Source organism: Bartonella sp. B35(2025) (genome assembly GCF_053794465.1).
In genome coordinates, this window is sequence record NZ_CP200035.1 from 903,604 (window position 1) to 923,791 (window position 20,188).

Annotated in this window: 15 protein-coding genes, 1 tRNA gene, 1 other RNA gene and 1 pseudogene; 5 read left to right on the forward strand and 13 right to left on the reverse strand. The window is 34.8% G+C overall.

The features are described 5' to 3' along the window. Position 1: 1 nt before the first annotated feature. The 8 genes from V4P56_RS03795 to ettA form a co-directional block, all read right to left on the reverse strand. Positions 2-1,747 (reverse strand): peptidoglycan D,D-transpeptidase FtsI family protein, encoded by a 1,746-nt coding sequence (locus V4P56_RS03795; RefSeq protein WP_455482652.1) that lies wholly within the window; start codon positions 1,745-1,747, stop codon positions 2-4. After that, entirely contained in the window at positions 1,747-2,151 is a 405-nt protein-coding gene (gene ftsL, locus V4P56_RS03800; protein WP_455481622.1) for a cell division protein FtsL, read from the reverse strand. Before ftsL ends, V4P56_RS03795 begins: the two co-directional genes overlap by 1 nt. Beyond that, positions 2,148-3,146, reverse strand: a complete 999-nt coding sequence (gene rsmH, locus V4P56_RS03805) for a 16S rRNA (cytosine(1402)-N(4))-methyltransferase RsmH (RefSeq protein ID WP_455481623.1) — start codon at positions 3,144-3,146, stop codon at positions 2,148-2,150. Before rsmH ends, ftsL begins: the two co-directional genes overlap by 4 nt. 261 nt (positions 3,147-3,407) lie before the next feature. Continuing rightward, positions 3,408-3,798: RNase P RNA component class A (gene rnpB / locus V4P56_RS03810), an RNA gene on the reverse strand. Between the two features lie 98 nt (positions 3,799-3,896). Beyond that, the gene (locus V4P56_RS03815) at positions 3,897-4,406 is read right to left on the reverse strand and encodes a lytic transglycosylase domain-containing protein (RefSeq protein ID WP_455481624.1); all 510 of its coding nucleotides are present in this window, start codon (positions 4,404-4,406) and stop codon (positions 3,897-3,899) included. A 454-nt stretch (positions 4,407-4,860) separates the two neighbouring features. Beyond that, positions 4,861-5,091, reverse strand: coding sequence for a hypothetical protein (locus tag V4P56_RS03820; RefSeq protein WP_455481625.1), 231 nt, complete (start codon positions 5,089-5,091; stop codon positions 4,861-4,863). A 154-nt stretch (positions 5,092-5,245) separates the two neighbouring features. Then, complete coding sequence (locus V4P56_RS03825; RefSeq protein ID WP_455481626.1) at positions 5,246-5,644, reverse strand: hypothetical protein; 399 nt, start codon at positions 5,642-5,644, stop codon at positions 5,246-5,248. Between the two features lie 1,535 nt (positions 5,645-7,179). After that, on the reverse strand, positions 7,180-8,829 hold the full coding sequence (gene ettA / locus V4P56_RS03830) for an energy-dependent translational throttle protein EttA (protein ID WP_455481627.1): 1,650 nt from the start codon (positions 8,827-8,829) through the stop codon (positions 7,180-7,182). Positions 8,830-8,997: 168 nt separating this feature from the next. On the opposite strand from ettA, the gene V4P56_RS03835 reads away from it, so the two are divergent. After that, positions 8,998-9,522: a hypothetical protein gene (locus V4P56_RS03835; protein ID WP_455481628.1), complete on the forward strand. Its 525-nt coding sequence runs from the start codon at positions 8,998-9,000 to the stop codon at positions 9,520-9,522. A gap of 59 nt (positions 9,523-9,581) precedes the next feature. Beyond that, the gene (gene pncA / locus V4P56_RS03840; protein ID WP_455481629.1) at positions 9,582-10,190 is read left to right on the forward strand and encodes a bifunctional nicotinamidase/pyrazinamidase; all 609 of its coding nucleotides are present in this window, start codon (positions 9,582-9,584) and stop codon (positions 10,188-10,190) included. A gap of 49 nt (positions 10,191-10,239) precedes the next feature. Here the strand turns inward: pncA and V4P56_RS03845 are convergent, their stop codons facing one another. Continuing rightward, positions 10,240-11,292, reverse strand: a complete 1,053-nt coding sequence (locus V4P56_RS03845; RefSeq protein WP_455481630.1) for a DUF475 domain-containing protein — start codon at positions 11,290-11,292, stop codon at positions 10,240-10,242. Positions 11,293-11,630: 338 nt separating this feature from the next. Here V4P56_RS03845 and V4P56_RS03850 point away from each other — a divergent pair, with 338 nt between their 5' ends. Together V4P56_RS03850 and V4P56_RS03855 are read left to right on the forward strand one after the other, a co-directional pair. Continuing rightward, on the forward strand, positions 11,631-12,170 hold the full coding sequence (locus tag V4P56_RS03850; protein WP_455481631.1) for a helix-turn-helix domain-containing protein: 540 nt from the start codon (positions 11,631-11,633) through the stop codon (positions 12,168-12,170). A gap of 440 nt (positions 12,171-12,610) precedes the next feature. Beyond that, positions 12,611-12,790 (forward strand): YegP family protein, encoded by a 180-nt coding sequence (locus V4P56_RS03855; RefSeq protein WP_455481632.1) that lies wholly within the window; start codon positions 12,611-12,613, stop codon positions 12,788-12,790. A 918-nt stretch (positions 12,791-13,708) separates the two neighbouring features. Here the strand turns inward: V4P56_RS03855 and V4P56_RS03860 are convergent. After that, positions 13,709-13,782: transfer RNA gene (locus V4P56_RS03860), tRNA-Ile, on the reverse strand. Between the two features lie 170 nt (positions 13,783-13,952). Between V4P56_RS03860 and V4P56_RS03865 the strand changes: the two genes are divergently transcribed. Next, positions 13,953-14,678, forward strand: coding sequence for an SIMPL domain-containing protein (locus tag V4P56_RS03865; RefSeq protein WP_455481633.1), 726 nt, complete (start codon positions 13,953-13,955; stop codon positions 14,676-14,678). Between the two features lie 39 nt (positions 14,679-14,717). On the opposite strand, the pseudogene V4P56_RS03870 reads toward V4P56_RS03865, so the two are convergent. From V4P56_RS03870 to dnaG, 3 genes and pseudogenes are all read right to left on the reverse strand, one after another. Continuing rightward, positions 14,718-15,166: pseudogene (locus V4P56_RS03870) on the reverse strand (YcgN family cysteine cluster protein). A 696-nt stretch (positions 15,167-15,862) separates the two neighbouring features. Next, positions 15,863-17,872, reverse strand: coding sequence for an RNA polymerase sigma factor RpoD (rpoD, locus tag V4P56_RS03875; protein ID WP_455481634.1), 2,010 nt, complete (start codon positions 17,870-17,872; stop codon positions 15,863-15,865). 343 nt (positions 17,873-18,215) lie between these two features. Further along, positions 18,216-20,156 carry a DNA primase gene (gene dnaG / locus V4P56_RS03880; RefSeq protein WP_455481635.1) on the reverse strand — a complete coding sequence of 647 codons (1,941 nt, stop codon included), beginning with the start codon at positions 20,154-20,156 and terminating at the stop codon, positions 18,216-18,218. Positions 20,157-20,188 lie beyond the last annotated feature (32 nt).

The window sequence follows — 20,188 nt, forward strand, 5'->3', positions numbered from 1 at the left end:
GCTAATTTTTCACCATTGTCCTAAATAATCTCATATTGCTATTCATACTTAAAACTGGCTCATATTCTTTCTTAAAATCTGGTTTTATTCCTAGAAAACTAGCTGAACGGCGAATAATATTAGCAAGTATCGGCCCCGCATTCATTGCTGCTGTTGCCGATTTTTTTCCATCTTCAGGCTGAGGTTCATCAATAATTGTTAAGACCACATAAGAGGGATTATCAATTGGAAAAGCGGCAAGAAAACTATTAAAATTTTTTGTCTTAGAATATTTTCCATTTTCAACTTTTTCAGCTGTTCCTGTCTTCCCACCAACACGATAACCTTCCACTTTTGCATTACGCCCAGAACCAATATCACTATTTAATTTATAAAGATAACGCATATCTTGACTTGTTTTGGTATGCAGTACTTGTTTTGCATGTTTCAAAGCTTGTGCTTTTGTGCGTTTTAAAAATGTAGGTGCAATGAGCTTACCACCATTCATTAAAGCAGCAGCGCCTACTGCTGTTTGCAAAGGTGTTGTCGCCATACCATGTCCAAAAGAAATAGTCATAGAATGGACATCTTGCCAATGACGCGGCACAACAGGATGAGCTACTTCAGGTAATTCTGTTATCATACGATCAAGTAAACCAATCCGTTTTAAAAAATCACGATGTCCATCAATCCCTATTGCTAATGCTTCTTTAGCTGAGCCAATATTAGAAGAATAAATAAAAACCTCCCATAATGTTAAGGGACGATTTTTTCCATGAAAATCACGAATAAAATAGTTTCGACTTACTTGAATAGGTTGTGAAGCATCAATGACACTGTTTAAGTGAAAAATATTTGAATCAAGTGCCATTGCAGTTGTAAAACTTTTAATGATAGACCCCATTTCAAAAGTTCCAGCAGTCATCCGATTTAAGCGATCACTTTTTAGAGCATCAACAGGATTTCTAGGATCAAAATCAGGTATAGATACCATAGCTAAAACTTCACTGGTGTGAATATTTAAAATAACTGCTCCTGCAGCAATTGCTTTATAGCGCTTCACTGCTTTGATAAGTTCATCATGCACAATTGTCTGAATACGCACATCAATGGAAAGCTGAACCGGCTTTAATGAGGCTTTAGTAGCAAGACCAGCAGCACGCAAAACACTCAAGCCAGCATCATCAATATATTTTTCCATACCCGCTATACCCTGGTTATCAACATTAACCATACCGAGAATATGCGAAGCTATAGATCCACCTGGATAAAAACGGCGTATTTCATTACGAAAACCAATACCTGGAATTCCAAGTGCCATAATTTTTGCTTTTTGCATCGGTGTTAGCCCACGCTGAATCCAAGAGAAACCAGACTTTTTTTTTAAGCGCTTATACATTTCCTGCCAATTAAGATCGGGCAAAACTGTTGAAAGTAATTCAATTGTTTCATCTACATCAACAATACGTCGTGGTTCAGCAAAGAGCGAATAAGTCTCAATATCTGTTGCTAATAAACGACCATTGCGGTCAATAATATCAGGACGAACAGCCAACTGCAATGCTACCGGCCCTTTTGCTTCTTCAATCTGACCACCTTTAAGCCCATAAGAAATAAGGCAGACTCCTATAATACTGTAAAAAGCAAAAAAAATGAATAAAAAAATAAATAACCATAAGCAGCCAGAATTTGAATAATAAATAGATTTTTTTTGAAAATTCAATGAGTTATTTAAATTATTTTTCTTCTGTAAAAATAATTGCTTCATCATCGCATACCCTTTTGAACAAAACCATTCATATGTGAAATATGATTATTAGCCAAAAAACCTTTATTCTCTTCAAGGGTATTTTGTTTAATCACCTCGTCAATTTGATCATATAAACGCATTGGAATATCTTCCAATCCAACAATTTGACGAGGCTGTATCATTTCTAGATTAAGCTCTTTTTGATAACGCTTTGCAAGTTTTTGCATGCGTGAAGGCTCTATCATCACAGCCCATTCAGCATGAAGCAAATTAACCATATTTTTTTCTGCAGCAATTTCACGTTCAAGACGACCAACTTCGTTAATTCGTTTTTGAACATCATATTTTACCTTATATGTGAAGCCTGCCATACAAATCATAACCATCCATAAAATTATATCCAATGTACGAAAAATTGTCATTTCTTGCTGCCTTCAAAACTGGCAATCTCTTCTAAGCCAAACAATTTCATATCGGCAGCAAGACTATCAGCTTCAGTGCGTACACCAATACGCAACCTTGCAGAACGTGCACGAGGATTTTGCTGTAATTCTTCTTTATTTGCAGTTATTCCGCCTTTAAACAAAGGAAAAAATGTTGCTGGAGCTGCCTCTATTTCAGGAAGATGGCGCGATCTTCCATACCCTCCTGAACGAATAGAAAAAAAATTTTTAACCATACGATCTTCAAGAGAATGAAAACTAACTATGCCTAAACGCCCTCCTGCTTTTAAAACACGTTCGGCAGCAAATAAACCACGTGCAAGCTCACCAATTTCGTCATTAACATATATACGAAGAGCTTGAAATACACGTGTTGCGGGATGAATACGATCTCTTGATTTACGACCCACCAATGCTTCTATAGCATTGGCAAGATCACCTGTACGCAGAAAAGGGCGAATACAGCGGCGGTTTTCAATCATCCGTGCAATTCGACTCGCATAGCGCTCCTCTCCTAATATCTTAAATATCCGAGTTAACTCATCTACTTTTAAACGATTCACAATATCACCGGCTGTAAAACCTGTCTGAGCCATTCGCATATCCAACGGACCATCTCTTTGAAAAGAAAATCCCCTTTCAGCATCATCAAGCTGCATAGAAGATACACCAATATCTAGAATAACTGCATCCACCTTCTCTTCTACCACACGATCTAACTGTGAAAATGCTATTTGTACTAAACGAAGTCGTGGAAAAAATTCATCAACAAGTGATTGCCCCTCACGAATTGCATAAGGATCGCGATCAAGAGCAATAACATCAGCACCCTCATTTAATAGAGCGCGTGTATAACCGCCAGCACCAAAGGTGCCATCAATTACTTTTGCTCCGACCAACGGTGCAAGTCCAGCTAAAACTGGCTGCAACAATACTGGAATATGGCGCTCAGCTCTGTTATCATATTTTGTCAAAATAATCCGTCTTGAATTTATACTTTTCCAAATCAATAACCATCAATGGTGACTGATATCATCATAACCAAAATTTAACTTTCATATCGCTCACAATGAGAATAAATGGAGCTAAAATTGGCTCAACACGCATATTGACGCATTATACTTAAAAAAATGTTATGATTAAAAAAAATACTTTTTATTTAAATGTGTAGCTAAAAACACAAGCTTCATGGAATCTAGTGTACAATACCAAGTACATACAATGTAAATCACATAGATATCAGTCGGCCTATAAGCCGGGTTCTGTATAGTAAAGCTTACACTTTACATGGCAGCCATTCATCTAGGACGGATGTTACCACCCGCCTCGTGCAACCTACCCGAATGACTCGCCCGGAAACCGGCTGCAAGCTAAACCTTGCACGTCATTTCTATTTGGTCTTGCTCCCGGTGGGGTTTACCTTGCCACACTCATTACTGAATGTGCGGTGGGCTCTTACTCCACCCTTTCACCCTTACCTAAAAAAATAGGCGGTTTACTTTCTGTGGCACTTTCCCTAGAGTCGCCCCCGCCGGGTGTTACCCGGCACCGTTTTTCCATGGAGCCCGGACTTTCCTCACCTGCCACTTTTAGATATGAGACAAGCGCGGCTGCCCAGCCGACTGACATATTACTTATAAAGTATTTTTCATTAAGTGAAAATAGATCCCTCAAAATATTTTAAAAATCTAACCAGAAAACACACTGCTTTTACAGTTGTATTATCATTTTAATGAAGCAAGATAAATTTTAACTTTTGAACAATATTTTGCCGAAATGGAATTCATTTTTTTGGCAGCGTGACCTGCATTATATTTAAGAATTGTGCCACATGTATTGCCACCACTCAGTTTATGCGCTTGTGCCAAATAACGCATACCATATTCAAGATTTGTCGCAGGATCGTAAAGATCTTGCACAGAACCGTTAAATCCTAATCCTCGTGCTGTAGATGGTTTGATCTGCATCAATCCTATTTCACCAGCAGCTCCCTTTGTGCGCGCTTTATAACTACTTTCGATACTTACAACAGCATGCGCTAGGTTGATAGGAACATTATACTTAGTTGCAAATTTCTGAATGAGAGATTCATAAGGGCGAACAGGCATCTTAGAAGCAATAATCACCGAATCTTCACTCGAACCTGCAACACTTAACACTGCGTAAGCTAGACTTATGTTAAACATAAAAAATACAGCAAATACTGTACTTAAACGAATTTTCAAAAATTGCATTCTCTTTCTCTTTATTAAGATATTCTTAAATCACAGCCATGATAATTTTGCAGGCGGATTATATGTAAAAAGAAAGCTAAAGAGCGGCGTGAAAATGGAAATATTAAGACAATTTCAAGATAGTTTCTTATACCCATAAAAGAACTACTAAACTGGCTCAATAATATTTCTACATCTCATAAAATATAAAAATAAAGAAATTATAATGAAAACTTTAACATGCTAAATCGGATATACAATATACAAATTACCGATATGGCTATCGCACTGCAAACTTTCAGTAAATGAAAACACTATTATAAAATCTTTATTATTTTTCACATATGATTATTAAATCCTAATGTATGTCAATTCTATAATTGTAAAAGTTAACATAAATTAAAATGCTGATACCAAAATACTCTTGATACTATTCTAGTATCCACCAAGAACAGCTTCTTCCTTACCAATTCTCTTAAAAGCTGATAACCATTAGTGCAAATTTATGTAATATAAACTGCTTATCAAAATCAATTTCTTGATAGAGAACAACATATAAATATACAAATAATATAAATGCTAATTTTTTATTTTTATAAAAAATTAATATAAATAGATTGAATGAAAATTTACGCTGCTGATCCCCTTCAAAATATTTCACCAGCACACCATAAACACAATCACCTTCATACATTCGTTGCAGCACACACCTGCACCCCTACCCCTGTATGCTATACAAGAAATAGATATACTGAAATCCATAAAAAAAGGCGACACTACAATAGCGTGTCTACCTTTTATCTCCATATTCAGCTATAAAAGCATAATTTCTTTATAAAAAATAATTATAAAAGAAACGACTAAAAATAATTATCACCGATAGAGGGATTATAAACTGCTTTTGATATAGCCATAGCGACAGCTTCACCAAATTTCTGTGCACGCTCATTGCTCTGACCGTTCGCAAAAGCAACAGCGATCGCATCTCGACGTACAACCTCAATAAATTCTCTTTTTTGCTGAGAGCTCATTTTAGAAAGTTTCATTATAACATCCGGGAAAGACACTGCTAATTTTTCTAAAAGTAACCCTTGTGTCACATCAACAAACACCTCTTCTGTTACGTTAATTTGACGAGAAGAAAATGCTCTATCAAACACAAATTGATAAAATGTTCCACCTCTAGAAACAAATAAGCTAGTTGCAAACATCAAAAATACAAACAAAATTAAAATAATACGGCGCCAGCAAAATCCCATTATCTTTTACCTAAAACACTGCAGCACATTAGATATACACCCCTTATACAATATTGTCTAGTTTTTTAATAAAGGATGACTCTTCTAATCATTGACAGCAATATGGATAATACTCGCTATCAAATTACTCCCCACATCTCTCCCTATTTATACTACACGGTATACAGTGTCAGACGCTTAATATCTTCAAATATCCTACATACAAAACTTTATTAAACTTTAATATTACCCCCCCACAAAGCCCGACTGAGAAAACTCCCAGCCAGGCCAGACAATCTAAGGGATCCACGCGGGGGGGGGGAGGAGGTTCCCTGATTGTCTTCTTGCATCAACCACTAAGATAGCCGATGCAATATCCTTGCTATGGAATAAAATATTCTAAACAACAAGCAGTTCTTATCATCTTCCACGCAAAAAAATGTAAAAAAGTTACAAATTGTCTAAAAATGGAAAAATTTAGGCAAAAAATATTTAAAATGATCCAATTTGAAGCATTTCTATTTCAGAATGTACCAACAGATATCCTTTAATTATGTGTCATTTTTTTTAAAAAACCATCACTGTAAAAGTCTTAAAAACAAGCAGTATGTATAGATACTACGCTTTGATAAAAGAGACGAATCATATCCACACAATTACCTCGCTTATTCAATAATCTGCACAACTGAAGCCAAAATGTGAATCTGGAAATATTTTTGTACTTCTTTAAGATTGCAGCAAAAAATCAAAATTTTGAGCGTACTTATTCCGAATCATCTATCATCCTTATGTAAGATCGCTACAAATCATTTTGTAAACCGGTAACCAATCACAGTGCATTACCATAACAAACAACAATCAGTATAACCTCTCCCTTGTTCCTATTTTTTTGGCTACTCTATTAATCTCTATATTAGACAATTGCTGTATCACGCTTTCTGGTTCAGTACATCCTGTATTAATACGGATAAAATGATTGTTCTAATAGCTCTATTTCTGCAAAAACATCTTTTCTACAAATCTATAATTGAAACAGCCGCTCTATACTTTGTAAAGATACATGTCAGCTGCAAAAATCAGCCCCTTAATAATCTACTAAATTTCCATTTTTGTACTTTTAAGGAAAATTAATAACAAGTATGATTATGCGAACTGTCATGCTACTAAATGTAGATATTTGTTCGAATTAATAAAAAATCAAGCAATAAGATATATATTCATTTATTCTGATAGTATGATTTTTGATAACAAAAAATAAGCAATTGCTAAAGATTTAACAATATCAAACTCACCTTAATGGTTAAAGCATTCATCCTACAAGTAACGAGATTTTATATAAAAATTTGCCACTTTCTAATTATAATTTAATGAAAAAAACTTATAATATATACCAAAAGCACACTTCATGAAGGATATAATCAAGAATTTTGTCTTTATTGTCGTAGATAAAATTAAGAAAACCTCAAAGTACAATATATGATTCCCCTTCAAAAAAACGGGAATCATCCAAATACTGTCAACATTTTCCCAGTCAAATTCAAACAAGGTAAGTGATGCTAACGTGTAAGCGGCTTATAACTTACACGCTTAAGATTAAAAGCATCTGAACCGAAACGACGAATTTTATCAGCCTCATACTCAGCAAAATTACCTTCAAACCATTCTACATGACCATTCCCTTCAAAAGCTAAAATATGAGTTGCTAATCTATCAAGAAACATTCGATCATGCGAGATGATAACTGCACAACCAGCAAAATTTTCTAGTGCATCTTCCAATGCACCCAACGTCTCAGTATCTAGATCATTTGTTGGTTCGTCAAGAAGAAGAACATTACCGCCCTCTTTTAAAAGCTTAGCTAAATGTACTCTATTGCGCTGACCTCCTGACAAATTTGCTACTTTTTGCTGTTGGTCTGTACCTTTAAAATTAAACGCACTGCAATAAGCGCGGCTATTCATCTCATATTTACCTAACTTAATAATGTCATTTCCATCAGAAATCTCTTCCCAAACAGTTTTATTACCTTCTAACGAATCACGATTTTGATCAACGTAACTCATCTGAACTGTTTCCCCAATACGGATTTGACCTGAATCTGGCTGTTCTTGCCCTGTCAACATTTTAAACAAGGTAGATTTTCCCATACCATTAGCACCAATAACCCCAACAATTCCCCCTGCAGGAAGCTTAAAAGAAAGAGAATCAATCAATACACGATTGCCATATGCTTTAGATAACTTATCAACTTCAATGACAATTTTCCCCAATCTTTCACCAATAGGAATAATGATTTGTGCTTCTCCAGGATGACGCTCATGAGCAGCCTGCACCAATTCATCATAAGCTTTAATCCGAGCTTTTGACTTTGCTTGCCGCCCTTTCGGACTGGAAGCTATCCACTCTTGCTCACGTGACAATACACGCTGAAGAGCAGCCTTTTCACGACCTTCCTGTGCCATACGCTTGGCTTTAGCTTTCAAATAAGCAGAATAATTACCCTCATAAGGAATGCCTTTACCGCGGTCTAATTCTAAAATCCAACCCGTTACATTATCGAGAAAATAGCGATCATGTGTAACCAAAAGTACCGCACCAGAATATTCGCGTAGATGCTTTTCAAGCCAAGCCGTAGTTTCGGCATCTAGATGGTTTGTGGGCTCATCCAAAAGTAATAGATCTGGTTTTGATAAAAGCAGTCTACAAAGAGCAACACGGCGCTTCTCTCCACCTGAAAGTTTTGTCACATCCTCGTTTGCTGGTGGACAGGCAAGAGCAGCCATAGCCATTTCTACTTGATTTTCCAAATCCCAAAGATTCTGACTATCGATAATATCCTGAAGACGTGCACTTTCATCAGCCGTTTCCTCGCTATAATTCATCATCAATTCATTATAACGCTCTACAATTGCTTGCTTATCCGCGACACCTTCCATAACATTACCACGCACATCTTTTTTTATATCAAGAACAGGCTCCTGTGGTAGATAGCCGCAGCATGCTCCCTCAGAAAGCCATGCTTCTCCTGTATATTCCTTATCCAACCCAGCCATAATACGTAAAATCGTTGATTTACCAGCACCGTTTGGTCCCAAAATCCCAATTTTAGCATCTGGATAAAAAGACAGATGAATATTTTCTAAAATTTTTTTATTACCATGAACCTTGCTAAGTCCAGCCATGTGATAGATAAATTGACGTGCCATAAATTTCTCTTTATGATATTGCTCAATATTAAAGGAGTTAGGATTTTAAAAAAATTACTTTCTCTTTTCTTAAGTTCTGGGATTAAGCAGAGTTTTCGTTTAATTCAGAGCTTTTCATTTTATACTGGTACATTTTCTCTAATCTCACAAGCCCCCTTATGGTTCTGAATGCAAAAAAACACCACATTAGAAAGTGAAAAGAAAATCTTTTTAGCTATACCTGAAACATGTTATCAAACATCATCTCTCTTTTTTATACCAAATATAAAATTATGTTTTTATCGTATTAAACCAACTTATCAATGTAATATAATACCACAAAAAAAACCAATTCTCTATGCTCCCTCTTTTCTTGCTTTGTGGGCTTTACATTATACTGTAGAAAATCCTCACCTCTTTTCAGCACTTTTGTGTCATGGAAAACAATGGTATTCGCCTCTGGCCTTAATATGGCTAAAATTACGTTTAAAAAATGATCGCTATCTTATGGGATCTGATGTACCAAGCCCTATGATAATTAAAGCCCTACATCAACATGTAGCTGTAAGTAACTACAGCACCCTGCCCATTGGCACATGGTTGCAATTAATAAAAAACTATGAAACTAATTATAACAATTTATCTATCCCATTACTTTGGCTTGATAATTATAAAAATAACACTGATATTCATAAAGTTATCCTGAAATTTTAAGACGAAACATAGACTTTTAAAGCTACTACACAAAATTAAATCTCTTACAGGAATATGTCATGGAAAAAAAAGCCTTGATCGTCATTGATGTTCAAAATGATTTTTTACCAGGTGGAACACTTGCAGTACCACAAGGCGATATCATTCTACCTGCTATCAATAATCTTATAAGCCATTTTAATCATATCATTTTAACCCAAGACTGGCACCCTCAAAATCATTGCAGCTTCGCCTCTTCCTATTCTGAGAAAAAGCCCTATGACACAATCAATCTTAATTATGGTCCCCAAATACTTTGGCCTGATCACTGTATACAGGGAACACAAGGTGCAGAATTTCATCCATCTCTTAAAGCTGAGAAGGCACAACTTATCCTTCGAAAAGGCTATAATAAAAAAATTGATAGCTATTCTGCTTTTTTTGAAAATGATCAAAAAACACCAACAGGCTTACAAGTTTATCTCAAAGAAAATGGTTTTACAAAACTATCTATATGCGGCTTAGCAACCGATTTTTGTGTTGGATTTTCTGCACTTCATGCCATAAAATGTGGTTTCAAAGTTAGTATTTCATTAAATGCCTGTGCTGGTATTGACCTAAACGGATCGCTGAACACAATGCTTAAAACTATGAATGAGGCTGGTGTAGAGCTCTTAATGACCTCTTAAAATACCTTCTTTTCTTTTAACTATTGCAACGATAGCAAAAACTATAAGCTTACTGAGGTATAACCTGTTCATTTAAATGATGACGCTTAAAGCGAATAGAAGAATAAAATGCCATTCCAATAATACCTATACCAACAAATCCCGTTAATATTTCAGGAACTGATATAATAGTTTGCATATACATAATCACTGCAAGTACCAAGATCGCATAAAAAGCACCATGTTCTAGATAACGATAATGTAATAATGTTCCTGATTCAACCAACATAATCGTTATAGAACGAACATAAAATGCACCTATACCAAGACCAATTGCGATAATAAAAAGATTGTGTGAAAAGGCAAAAGCTCCAACAACACCATCAAAAGAAAAACTAGCATCTAGAATTTCTAAATAAAGAAATGATCCTGCCCCCCCCTTGGTAACTGTAGTTAAAGTAGTTTTTGGAGCATCCAAGAGTGAACCGACACCATCAACTACTATGAATGTCAAAAGCCCATAAAGGGCAGCAAGCAAAAAAGCCATCTTATCTTCTGTTGCAACCTGACCTGAAAAGAGCAATATCAAAATCAAAACAAATGCAATCTCAATTCCAACAAATAATCCAAGCCTTTGAGCTGATTTTTCTATAAAAGTTAGCCAATGCACTTCTTTTTCAGGATTAAAAAAATATCTCAAACCAACCATCATAAGAAAAGTTCCCCCAAAAGCAGCAATACCCACATGCACATCTGTTAAGATTGCAGCATATTGATATGGTTCCCATATCGCTAATTTTACTGCTGCAATCGGATTAATCCAAGCAGCAACAATAACTACCAACAATGGAAAAATAATCCGCATCCCAAATACTGCTATCAAAATGCCCCATACTAAGAAACGACGGCGCCATAACTGATCCATGCCCCCGAGAATACGCGCATTGATAATAGAATTATCAAAAGATAAAGAAATTTCCAAAATTCCTAAAACACAGCAAATGAAAAAATATTTCAGAAAGCCAGCAATACTTCCCGTTTCAAACCAACCAATAGCCCCTCCCGTAAAAACACCAACAATTGTGAAAAAAAAAGCCCACCCAAAATATCTTAACAGGGCCATGATCGTTCCTTAAAATTTATTTCTTTAATTTATTTACACAAAATCAAAAGATTCTGTTTATTAATACAATATCAAATACAACTAGCAAATGTACATAAAATCTTCTCCTAAAAAAACAATAAAACAATTGGTAAGTAATATCTTTCATTTGAAATAGATATCACTTTTAAACGTCGCATAACCTGATAAATTAAAATTTACTTCCTATTTGCTAAAATTAATAAATAAAAAGAAATATAAAGCGATAAATATTGACATTGCATAACGAGGTATTAAGACGTAGTGTATCTTTATTGACAAAAGCTTATACCATGATGATTTACTGAGGGAGATAATTCGTGGCACGTCCTGAAACTGAAGCAAAAACTATATTTGGAAAACGTTTACGTTATGTACGCCTCGCTTTAGGGGATCCATCACGTGAAGCCTTAGCTAAAAGTTTTAGCATGACAAAAAACTCTATCGCCTTTTATGAGCGTGGAGAAAGAGAACCTAATCTGAGTGTTTTACAAACATATCGTACATTGTACGGAGTCAATATTAATTGGCTTTTAACTGGACAAGGAAAAATGTTTGATACTGAATATACTCAAGGTGACTTTGACTGGAACTATTTTATAAAAAAAATTGAGAAACTCGAAGAGATTCTTACCAACAACAGTCACAGTGAAAAACAAAACCAAGAAAAAATCGAAAGCTCTTATGAAAAATTGCAGCAATATCTATTAACACAGAGCACATCCAATGGCCCCAATCTGAAAGCTGCAACCTCTTTGATCGATATGAAAGCAAAGATGGCGAATTCTTATGCTCTTAGTCTATTTATTGATTTACTTATTCGAAGCATATCACAAAAAGAGATTATCGCTAATCAATAAATAAAGGCCACAGAACAAACTCCAACTTTACCAGCACAAAAAAAAGTATTTTAACTTTTTTTTACGCTGGTAAAGTTGGAGTTTCTTTTTTCATACTGGCTAAATTAGAGTTTCTATTTAAATTTATTTTTATAGTAAAATAATTGAATATATCCTTATAGCAATAATAAACCAGCAATAGTAAAATTTTCCTACTATAAATAAAAATACAACGACATAATTGTTAAAATAAATCTGTTTAAGAGTATAAAATACTATTTGTACCTTATTGACAATAAATATTTTCTTGTTACAAATATAACTTTCATTTAATTTTTTTGATCTAAAAAAATTAAGGAAAATATATTGACTGCTGATGATGGAAGCATATTTAATTCTCATAAGTCAGATGGGTTGATACTTATCTTGTAAATCATCTACTATTTTATGAGGTAGGGAGCATGTATTTTGAGATATTTCAAGGTGTTCATAATCAATGGTACTGGCGTTTAATCTCAGGAGATGAACAAAAAATTGCTTTTTCTAGTAAAGGTTATCCAACAAAGCAAGATATTCTGGTAAATATTGAACAAATAAAAGAAATTACATATAAAGCTATTATTAGAGAGCTACATCCCTAACGCTTTTACCATTAAAATAAGATTTTTTATTTAGTATATTTGATTCGTATCGTATTTTAGTGATAATCAAAAAAAGAGTTGTTTTTTTGCAAAAAAATGTGCCTTTTATAGTTATAATATACTTATAAATGACTATTAAATAAATTTTTTTGTTATTGGTATATTCTTCTTTAAGTAAACAATTAAATTTTTATTTAATCCACAAATCAGCAGAAACAACATTATTTATTCTTATTTAAAAGAAAAGAAGATAAACGAGCTTTATTCTTTGTAGGGAAATGGATTAAAATCACTTAGTTTAAGAAATTTATTGTGCTATTTCTTTTAAAATTAAATGAAAATCATATATTCAGATATATAGTTAAATTAATTTTTATACCTTAAAATAATAAATAACCAGCACACACAATCGTATCTTTATACTCTGAGCTATAAATTTACCAATGAGTATTATACATTATTGAATCAAGAAAGTACATTTTATCTTCCTGAATAGAGCTAAATTGCTCCCAATTATTTTATGTACTATCTTCTACTTATAGAACTCAAATCTACAATTGAACACAAAATAAACCCAAAAATCTGCTGACTAGATTTTAATAACCAGCTTATCTTCAATAAAAAAGAAAATATAAGACTAACATGAAAATCAGCTTCAAAATAGCTTTTGGTATAGTATATTATAAAATTGATAAAAATCCTTATAATGCAGTACACTTTACAATTTTACTAAAGCCACGCAACAGCAACTCTACAAGATAACGTAATGAATCATAAATAGGCTGAAAATCATAAAAAAAATAGGCAAACTAGAAAGCACAACTCTCCAAAGCCTAAATAAATTGATAACTACAAAACTCTCTTGTATTGTGCTATACTAACTTCTTGCAACAAATTACTATTCTCATTGAGGTAACGTGGGCCCGGAGGGACTCGAACCCCCAACCAAGCGGTTATGAGCCGCTGGCTCTAACCAATTGAGCTACAGGCCCCACAAGCTGTTTCTCTCTAAACTAAAATACCCTATGATACAAGAGCTTACTTAAAGTATAAACTATCTTTTTCTCTTTTTTATTTGTTTTTTCTCCTAATATCCTAATTTATTTACAATAGCTCCAGAAAATGAGAGAATTAGTAAATTAATAAATAAAAAGGAACAGATATGACAAAGGTAATTTTTCAACCGTTAAATAGTTATTTTATAAAAATAGCCACGATAGCACTCATATCACTAGTCACTGCATTCACCGTATATGCTGAAGAAAGAAAATCAACTATCACTGTTACTGCAACCGGTGAAAACCAAGCAGTACCAGATATAGCAATTATCAATCTAGCCATTATTACTCATGATGAAACTGCTCAAAAAGCATTAGCAGCCAATAATAAATCAATGAAAGATGTTATCAATGCTTTAAAAAGCAATGGTATTCAAGCAAATGATTTGCAAACATCAGATATGTCTATTTATCAATCTGGCTCAGATAAAAATCATGAAAAAAATAATAATGAAAATCTCTATCATGTTTCAAATTTTTTAACAGTGCGCATTCGTGATCTTCCCAATGCTGGTAAAATATTTGATCAAGCAATGGCATTTGGTGTTAATTCAGTTAATGGTATTATCTTTACCAACGCTGATACCAAACCATTTTTTCAAGAAGCACGTAAAAAAGCTATTGCTGAAGCCATTGAAAAAGCAAAAACTATAGCACAGGCAGCCAATTTAAAATTAGGGAAAATTCTTGAAATCAAAGAAAATAATGGTAACTATAATCTGACACCACGCTTAATAGGAAGTGCAACAACAAGCTACGCAGATACAAATTTTTCAGGTGGTGAATTGAACTATGATGTCACTGTTACCGTAGTATTTGCTATCGACTAAGTCACGTAGTATCATCAATCATTGCGTAAAATAACCTTATCACTGACCTTCACACAGAAGGCCGGTGATGTGCCAAAGGTAATCTTCTTCAGACGATAATTCATCTTCGTAAATTTTTACCTGTTTACGCGCAGAAAATTGTATTTGATGCACTATCTGACAATCTCCTGATACCAATGAATGCCACCATTGAAGGTCTTTTCCCTCATTAATTAATCGATAAGCACAACTTTCTGGAAGCCAACGAGCCGTTTTAATCATTGCAATATCCAACGATATACAGTCTGAAACAATTGATCTACGATTAACATAGTCTCGACATCGGCAAGTTTCCTTATTTAAAAGACGACAAGCAACACTGGTTACATAGATATCACCGGTATCATCATCTTCCACCTTGTATAAACAACAACGCCCACATCCATCACAAAGGCTTTCCCACTCAGAAACGGAAATCTCTTCTAATTTTTTTCTTTCCAAAAAGGAATCTATTGATTCATAAAATTAGTTGCATCTCTTTCAAATAAGAAAATCTATTAAAAAGCAAAATAAACAAAATCTAATCTTTGTAGTTTCATATATTTCGTTTGTTAAAAAAATATTCAATTCAGTGTATTTTTTCAAAATTCAATTTAATAAAAATAGAACACACCCTTAGTAAATATCTTATATGAATAAAAATAACCAACCTAAATAGCCAAGATCAATTCACTTAAATGTATACCATAATATTTAACCATAAATATTTAGCAGTTCTAAGACAGCGTAATCTAAATGAAATTTTTCACATACTCATATACTTATTAGGCTACTTTTACGAATACCTCTATATAAAGGAGAATTTTCTTGTTTACCAGAAAACTAACATAATCCGATATAAAGCATACTTAATACATCACCTTTATCAACAAACTTACTAATATACCTTGGATACTGTTTATTCATTTTATAAATTATTATACAGTGCTACATCACTTATCTTTTGATTTATAGTATCTTCTGTTTTATAGACTGTAGCTTAAATATCGAAGCCAAGAGAAAGTTTTTATATCATAAACTCTGTATAAACTATGCTAGTGTTAGATTCATCTTCTTCTAAAAAGTACTTCTAGAATTACATGATGCGCCCTTCATTCACACTCAATTTATAAATAACACATCTTTTGAAACATATAATTATATCATTAAGAATCAAGAAAACTACGCAATTTCCGTGAACGGCTGGGATGCTTCAATTTACGAAGCGCCTTTGCTTCAATTTGACGAATACGTTCTCGTGTAACTGAAAATTGTTGACCAACTTCTTCCAAGGTATGATCAGTATTCATCCCTATACCAAAACGCATTCGTAAAACACGCTCTTCACGTGGTGTTAGTGAGGCAAGTACACGAGTTGTCGTATCTCGTAAATTAGCTTGAATAGCTGCATCAATTGGCAATAATGCGTTCCTATCCTCAATAAAATCACCTAAATGAGAATCATCCTCATCACCAACAGGTGTTTCAAGTGAAATAGGTTCTTTTGCAATTTTAAGTACTTTTCGTACTTTTTCTAGTGGCATAGAAAGTTTGCTCGACAATTCTTCTGGTGTGGGTTCACGTCCAATTTCATGTAAAATCTGGCGTGATGTACGAACAATCTTGTTAATTGTTTCAATCATATGAACAGGAATACGAATGGTACGTGCCTGATCAGCAATTGAGCGTGTAATTGCCTGACGGATCCACCATGTTGCATAAGTTGAAAACTTATACCCACGCCGATATTCAAACTTATCTACCGCCTTCATCAAACCAATATTGCCTTCTTGGATCAAATCAAGAAACTGTAAGCCACGATTAGTATATTTCTTTGCTATCGAAATCACGAGGCGTAAATTAGCTTCCACCATTTCTTTTTTAGCAATTGTTGACTCACGCTCACCCTTCTGCACCTGTGTAACAATTCGACGAAATTCACCAATCGAAATAGCAGTTTCTTGTGCAAGATTTTGGATTTCACTGCGCAAATTTTGGATTTCTGTAGATTCACGTGTTGAAAACTCTTTCCAACCGCGCCCTGACAAAGTTGAAATATAATCTATCCAATCTGCATCCAATTCACGTCCTTGGTATTCTTTTAAAAAATCTTCATGGCCAACACCATAATTATTAGCGATTCTTTTCAATTTACCTTCATTATGAATCAACCTCTTATTAATATCATAAAGCTGCTCAACCAAAGCTTCAATGCGATTTTGGTTCAGAGAAAGAGATTTTACTGCTTGAACTAATTTGCTTTTCAACTGAATACATTTTTTCTTCTGGGCAGGTGACAAGGCTCCCTCTTTACAATCTGCCAAACTGCTTTCAACATGCTGATCTTGTAACTTTCTCAGTTTTACATAGGTTTCAGCAATGAAATCTAATGTTTCCATAACTTGAGGACATAGCTCATTTTCCATTGCAGCGAGTGATAGATTAACCTCATCTTCATCATCTTCATCATCCTCTATCCCCATATTTTTCGCGATATCACTCATATCACGAGCGCTAGAAAATGGTTTTTCCTCTGTTATTCTTTCAACCTCACTTCGTTCAATAATAGGAGCCTGCTTAGCCTCAGGGCCAGCATAAGTCATTTCAAGATCAATAATTTCACGAAGAAGAATACGCTGCTCTTTCAATTCTTCACGCCAAATAATGAGAGCTTGAAAAGTCAAGGGGCTTTCACAAAGCCCAGCAATCATTGTTTCACGTCCTGCCTCAATACGCTTAGCAATGGCAATTTCACCTTCTCGAGAAAGTAATTCGACAGCCCCCATCTCACGTAAATACATACGTACCGGATCATCAGTACGATCTGTTGTCTCACGCTTAGATGTCGTTGCAACAGCAAAGCTGGTAGCTCCTACTAAATCTCCACCCTCTGCTGTAATTTCTCCTTCATAATGTTCAGGCTCAGCTTCATCCTCATCATCTACAACATTGATACCCATCTCAGAGAACATCGCCAAAGTATCTTCAATTTGCTCAGATGTTACTTCACTGGGAGGAAGAACTGCATTCAATTCATCCATTGTTACATAACCATTCTTTTTGGCGAGTTTAACCATTTTTTTGATGGCATCATCAGAAAAATCGAGAAGAGGACCATCCAAATTCGCTTGGCCTGTTGCTTCCATATTATCTTTCTGTTTAACCTTTGTGGCCATACCATTAACTCCACTTGATCACCGTACAGCTTCTGCGTGACCAGCTTTTTTTGTATTCTCACTTAAGTGTATTAACAATTTCCTATATACACTTATTTTTAGAGGAGATCTCTATTGTAAAAGATACATTTTGCACACGCGCCTCATTCACACAAAAACGCGGGAGAACTCTAGAAGCTTCCCCGACACCTCTCAGCCTTTCTGAGATAATTTCTGTACCATATAGTAAGAACCAATTTCCCGCTTTTCCTAAAATTTAGTCGTCATTCTTCAGAAAAATGTCGATCTACATAAATTTCCTCATACTAAGCTTTAGGTGACTGATTCGCTCCAAAAAAGCGAATCATTTTATCTTATCTTGCTTATTCCCGTCTATTTCTTCATCAAACCAACTTCCGAATCCCTCAATTAAAGCTTCTGTCGCTTGCATCTTCTCTAACTCTATTTTTATTTCACGAAGCAGATCAAAAACCTCATTATCAGGATTTTCTATAAGTTGCTCTTCGATATCTTGCAACCTCTTATGTAGGTGGTGTTCTTGAAGATGCAAGTAGATGGCTTGTTTTAATACAGTACGAGCATCTTCTATAGGCGCTCCAACAAAGATAGTACGCATACCAATATTTTGTACAAGATTTTTCATCCGCTCTAAAAGAGCTTTTTGCCCTTTTTCTTCCAAAAGCGCAACCATCGTTTCTTTATTATGAAGATTCTGGCTCCCAAGAATCTCTAACATAGATTGATGAAGGCTCATCAATTGAGTGTTTTGTAGCTCCAACTCAGCAAGAACTTCAAAATTTTCATACCATAACTCAGGATAATAAGCTAAAATCAGTAAAATAACTGTTTCGCGCAAAGGAATAGAGTGTGATGAATTGCGCACAATATCGGAGTTTGCTAGCGTAGAAAAAAATTGATCTTTTAATATCCTATTTTTGTAATTTCGATCATATTGCCCCCCACTTTCCTTTCTTGAAAAAGATAGACGGAAAAAATCAAAGAGACGTTTCTTTATATCTTGAAGATAATAACGACGTATATCTTGATCCTTAATCATAAAAATTTGCTGTTTCAGTTGTTTTTCCAGTGCAGCTCGTGCTTCTGGAGTTTCAAAATTCTTTCCATAGGTAGCACGCCACCATAAAAGCTCAATTAACGGAATTGATTTTTGTAAAAAAGAAGTAAAAAGCTGTGCACCACCAGCACAAACAATTTCATCTGGATCTTTGCCCTGTGGAAGTAAAACAAAGCGCACAGATACCCCAGCTTTTAAAAGAGGAAGAACACGATCAGCTACACGAAAAGCAGCTCTTAAACCAGCATCATCTCCATCAAAACACAAAATTGGATTAGGATCCATCTGCCATAAAAGCCCAATTTGCGCTTCTGTTAATGCCGTACCCAAAGGTGCTACTACTCTCTCAAAACCAGCTTTGGTTAATGCAATTACATCCATATAACCTTCAACAACAAGGATGGAACAGTTCTTTTCATCATTACCAATGAAGCGGCTATTTTTACGAGCGAAAGCTGCATTGTAAAGTATATTTCCTTTATGAAACAGCACTGTTTCAGGGCTATTGAGATATTTTGCATGCGTATCTTTACCTAATGCACGCCCTCCAAAAGCCACCACACGTCCGCGTAAATCTTCAATGGGAAATATAATACGATTTCTAAATTGATCATAAGGAACTTTATTATCTTCACCAAATTTGAGGAGTCCACAATCTTCCATTTGTTTTATTGAAATACCACGTGCACTTAAAGCTTCTTTTAAAGCTGTACGCTTTGTCGGAGCGAAACCAATCTTAAAGCGCTCAGCAAGCTTTGACGTTACACCACGCTCATTAAGATAACAGCGTGCTTGTGCACCTTCTTTATCATGCAAACTATGTTGAAAAAAATCTGTCGCCATCCTCATAATATCATAAAGATCGGCCTTTTCCATTTGATGTTGATGACTTTGTGGATCAAAAATAGGTAATTTAATACCTGCAAGATCAGCTAAACGTTTTACACTTTCCGAAAAGTGCAATCCATCAAGCTCACAAAGAAAAGTGAAAATATCACCACTCACACCACAACCAAAACAATAATAGCGACCTTTATGATCATCACAATGAAAACTTGGTGTTTTTTCACCATGGAATGGGCAGCAACACCAAAAATCTCCTCGTGAAGGTTTGCTTTTTTGGGGGTTAAATGTCACCCTTTGGCCAATAACTGTTGAAATTGGTAACTTAGTACGGATCTCATCAAGGAAATCAGGCGGAAAACGCATTATCTCTCACAGAGTTTAAAATTCTTTTTTGC

Excerpts from the sequence above, each read along its gene's own strand:
- V4P56_RS03795 (WP_455482652.1), bottom strand. The coding sequence starts at position 1,747 with ATGAAGCAATTATTTTTACAGAAGAAAAATAATTTAAATAACTCATTG.
- ftsL (WP_455481622.1), bottom strand. The coding sequence starts at position 2,151 with ATGACAATTTTTCGTACATTGGATATAATTTTATGGATGGTTATGATT.
- V4P56_RS03815 (WP_455481624.1), bottom strand. The coding sequence starts at position 4,406 with ATGCAATTTTTGAAAATTCGTTTAAGTACAGTATTTGCTGTATTTTTT.
- V4P56_RS03825 (WP_455481626.1), bottom strand. The coding sequence starts at position 5,644 with ATGGGATTTTGCTGGCGCCGTATTATTTTAATTTTGTTTGTATTTTTG.
- ettA (WP_455481627.1), bottom strand. The coding sequence starts at position 8,829 with ATGGCACGTCAATTTATCTATCACATGGCTGGACTTAGCAAGGTTCAT.
- V4P56_RS03835 (WP_455481628.1), top strand. The coding sequence starts at position 8,998 with ATGCAAAAAAACACCACATTAGAAAGTGAAAAGAAAATCTTTTTAGCT.
- pncA (WP_455481629.1), top strand. The coding sequence starts at position 9,582 with ATGGAAAAAAAAGCCTTGATCGTCATTGATGTTCAAAATGATTTTTTA.
- V4P56_RS03845 (WP_455481630.1), bottom strand. The coding sequence starts at position 11,292 with ATGGCCCTGTTAAGATATTTTGGGTGGGCTTTTTTTTTCACAATTGTT.
- V4P56_RS03855 (WP_455481632.1), top strand. The coding sequence starts at position 12,611 with ATGTATTTTGAGATATTTCAAGGTGTTCATAATCAATGGTACTGGCGT.
- V4P56_RS03865 (WP_455481633.1), top strand. The coding sequence starts at position 13,953 with ATGACAAAGGTAATTTTTCAACCGTTAAATAGTTATTTTATAAAAATA.
- rpoD (WP_455481634.1), bottom strand. The coding sequence starts at position 17,872 with ATGGCCACAAAGGTTAAACAGAAAGATAATATGGAAGCAACAGGCCAA.
- dnaG (WP_455481635.1), bottom strand. The coding sequence starts at position 20,156 with ATGCGTTTTCCGCCTGATTTCCTTGATGAGATCCGTACTAAGTTACCA.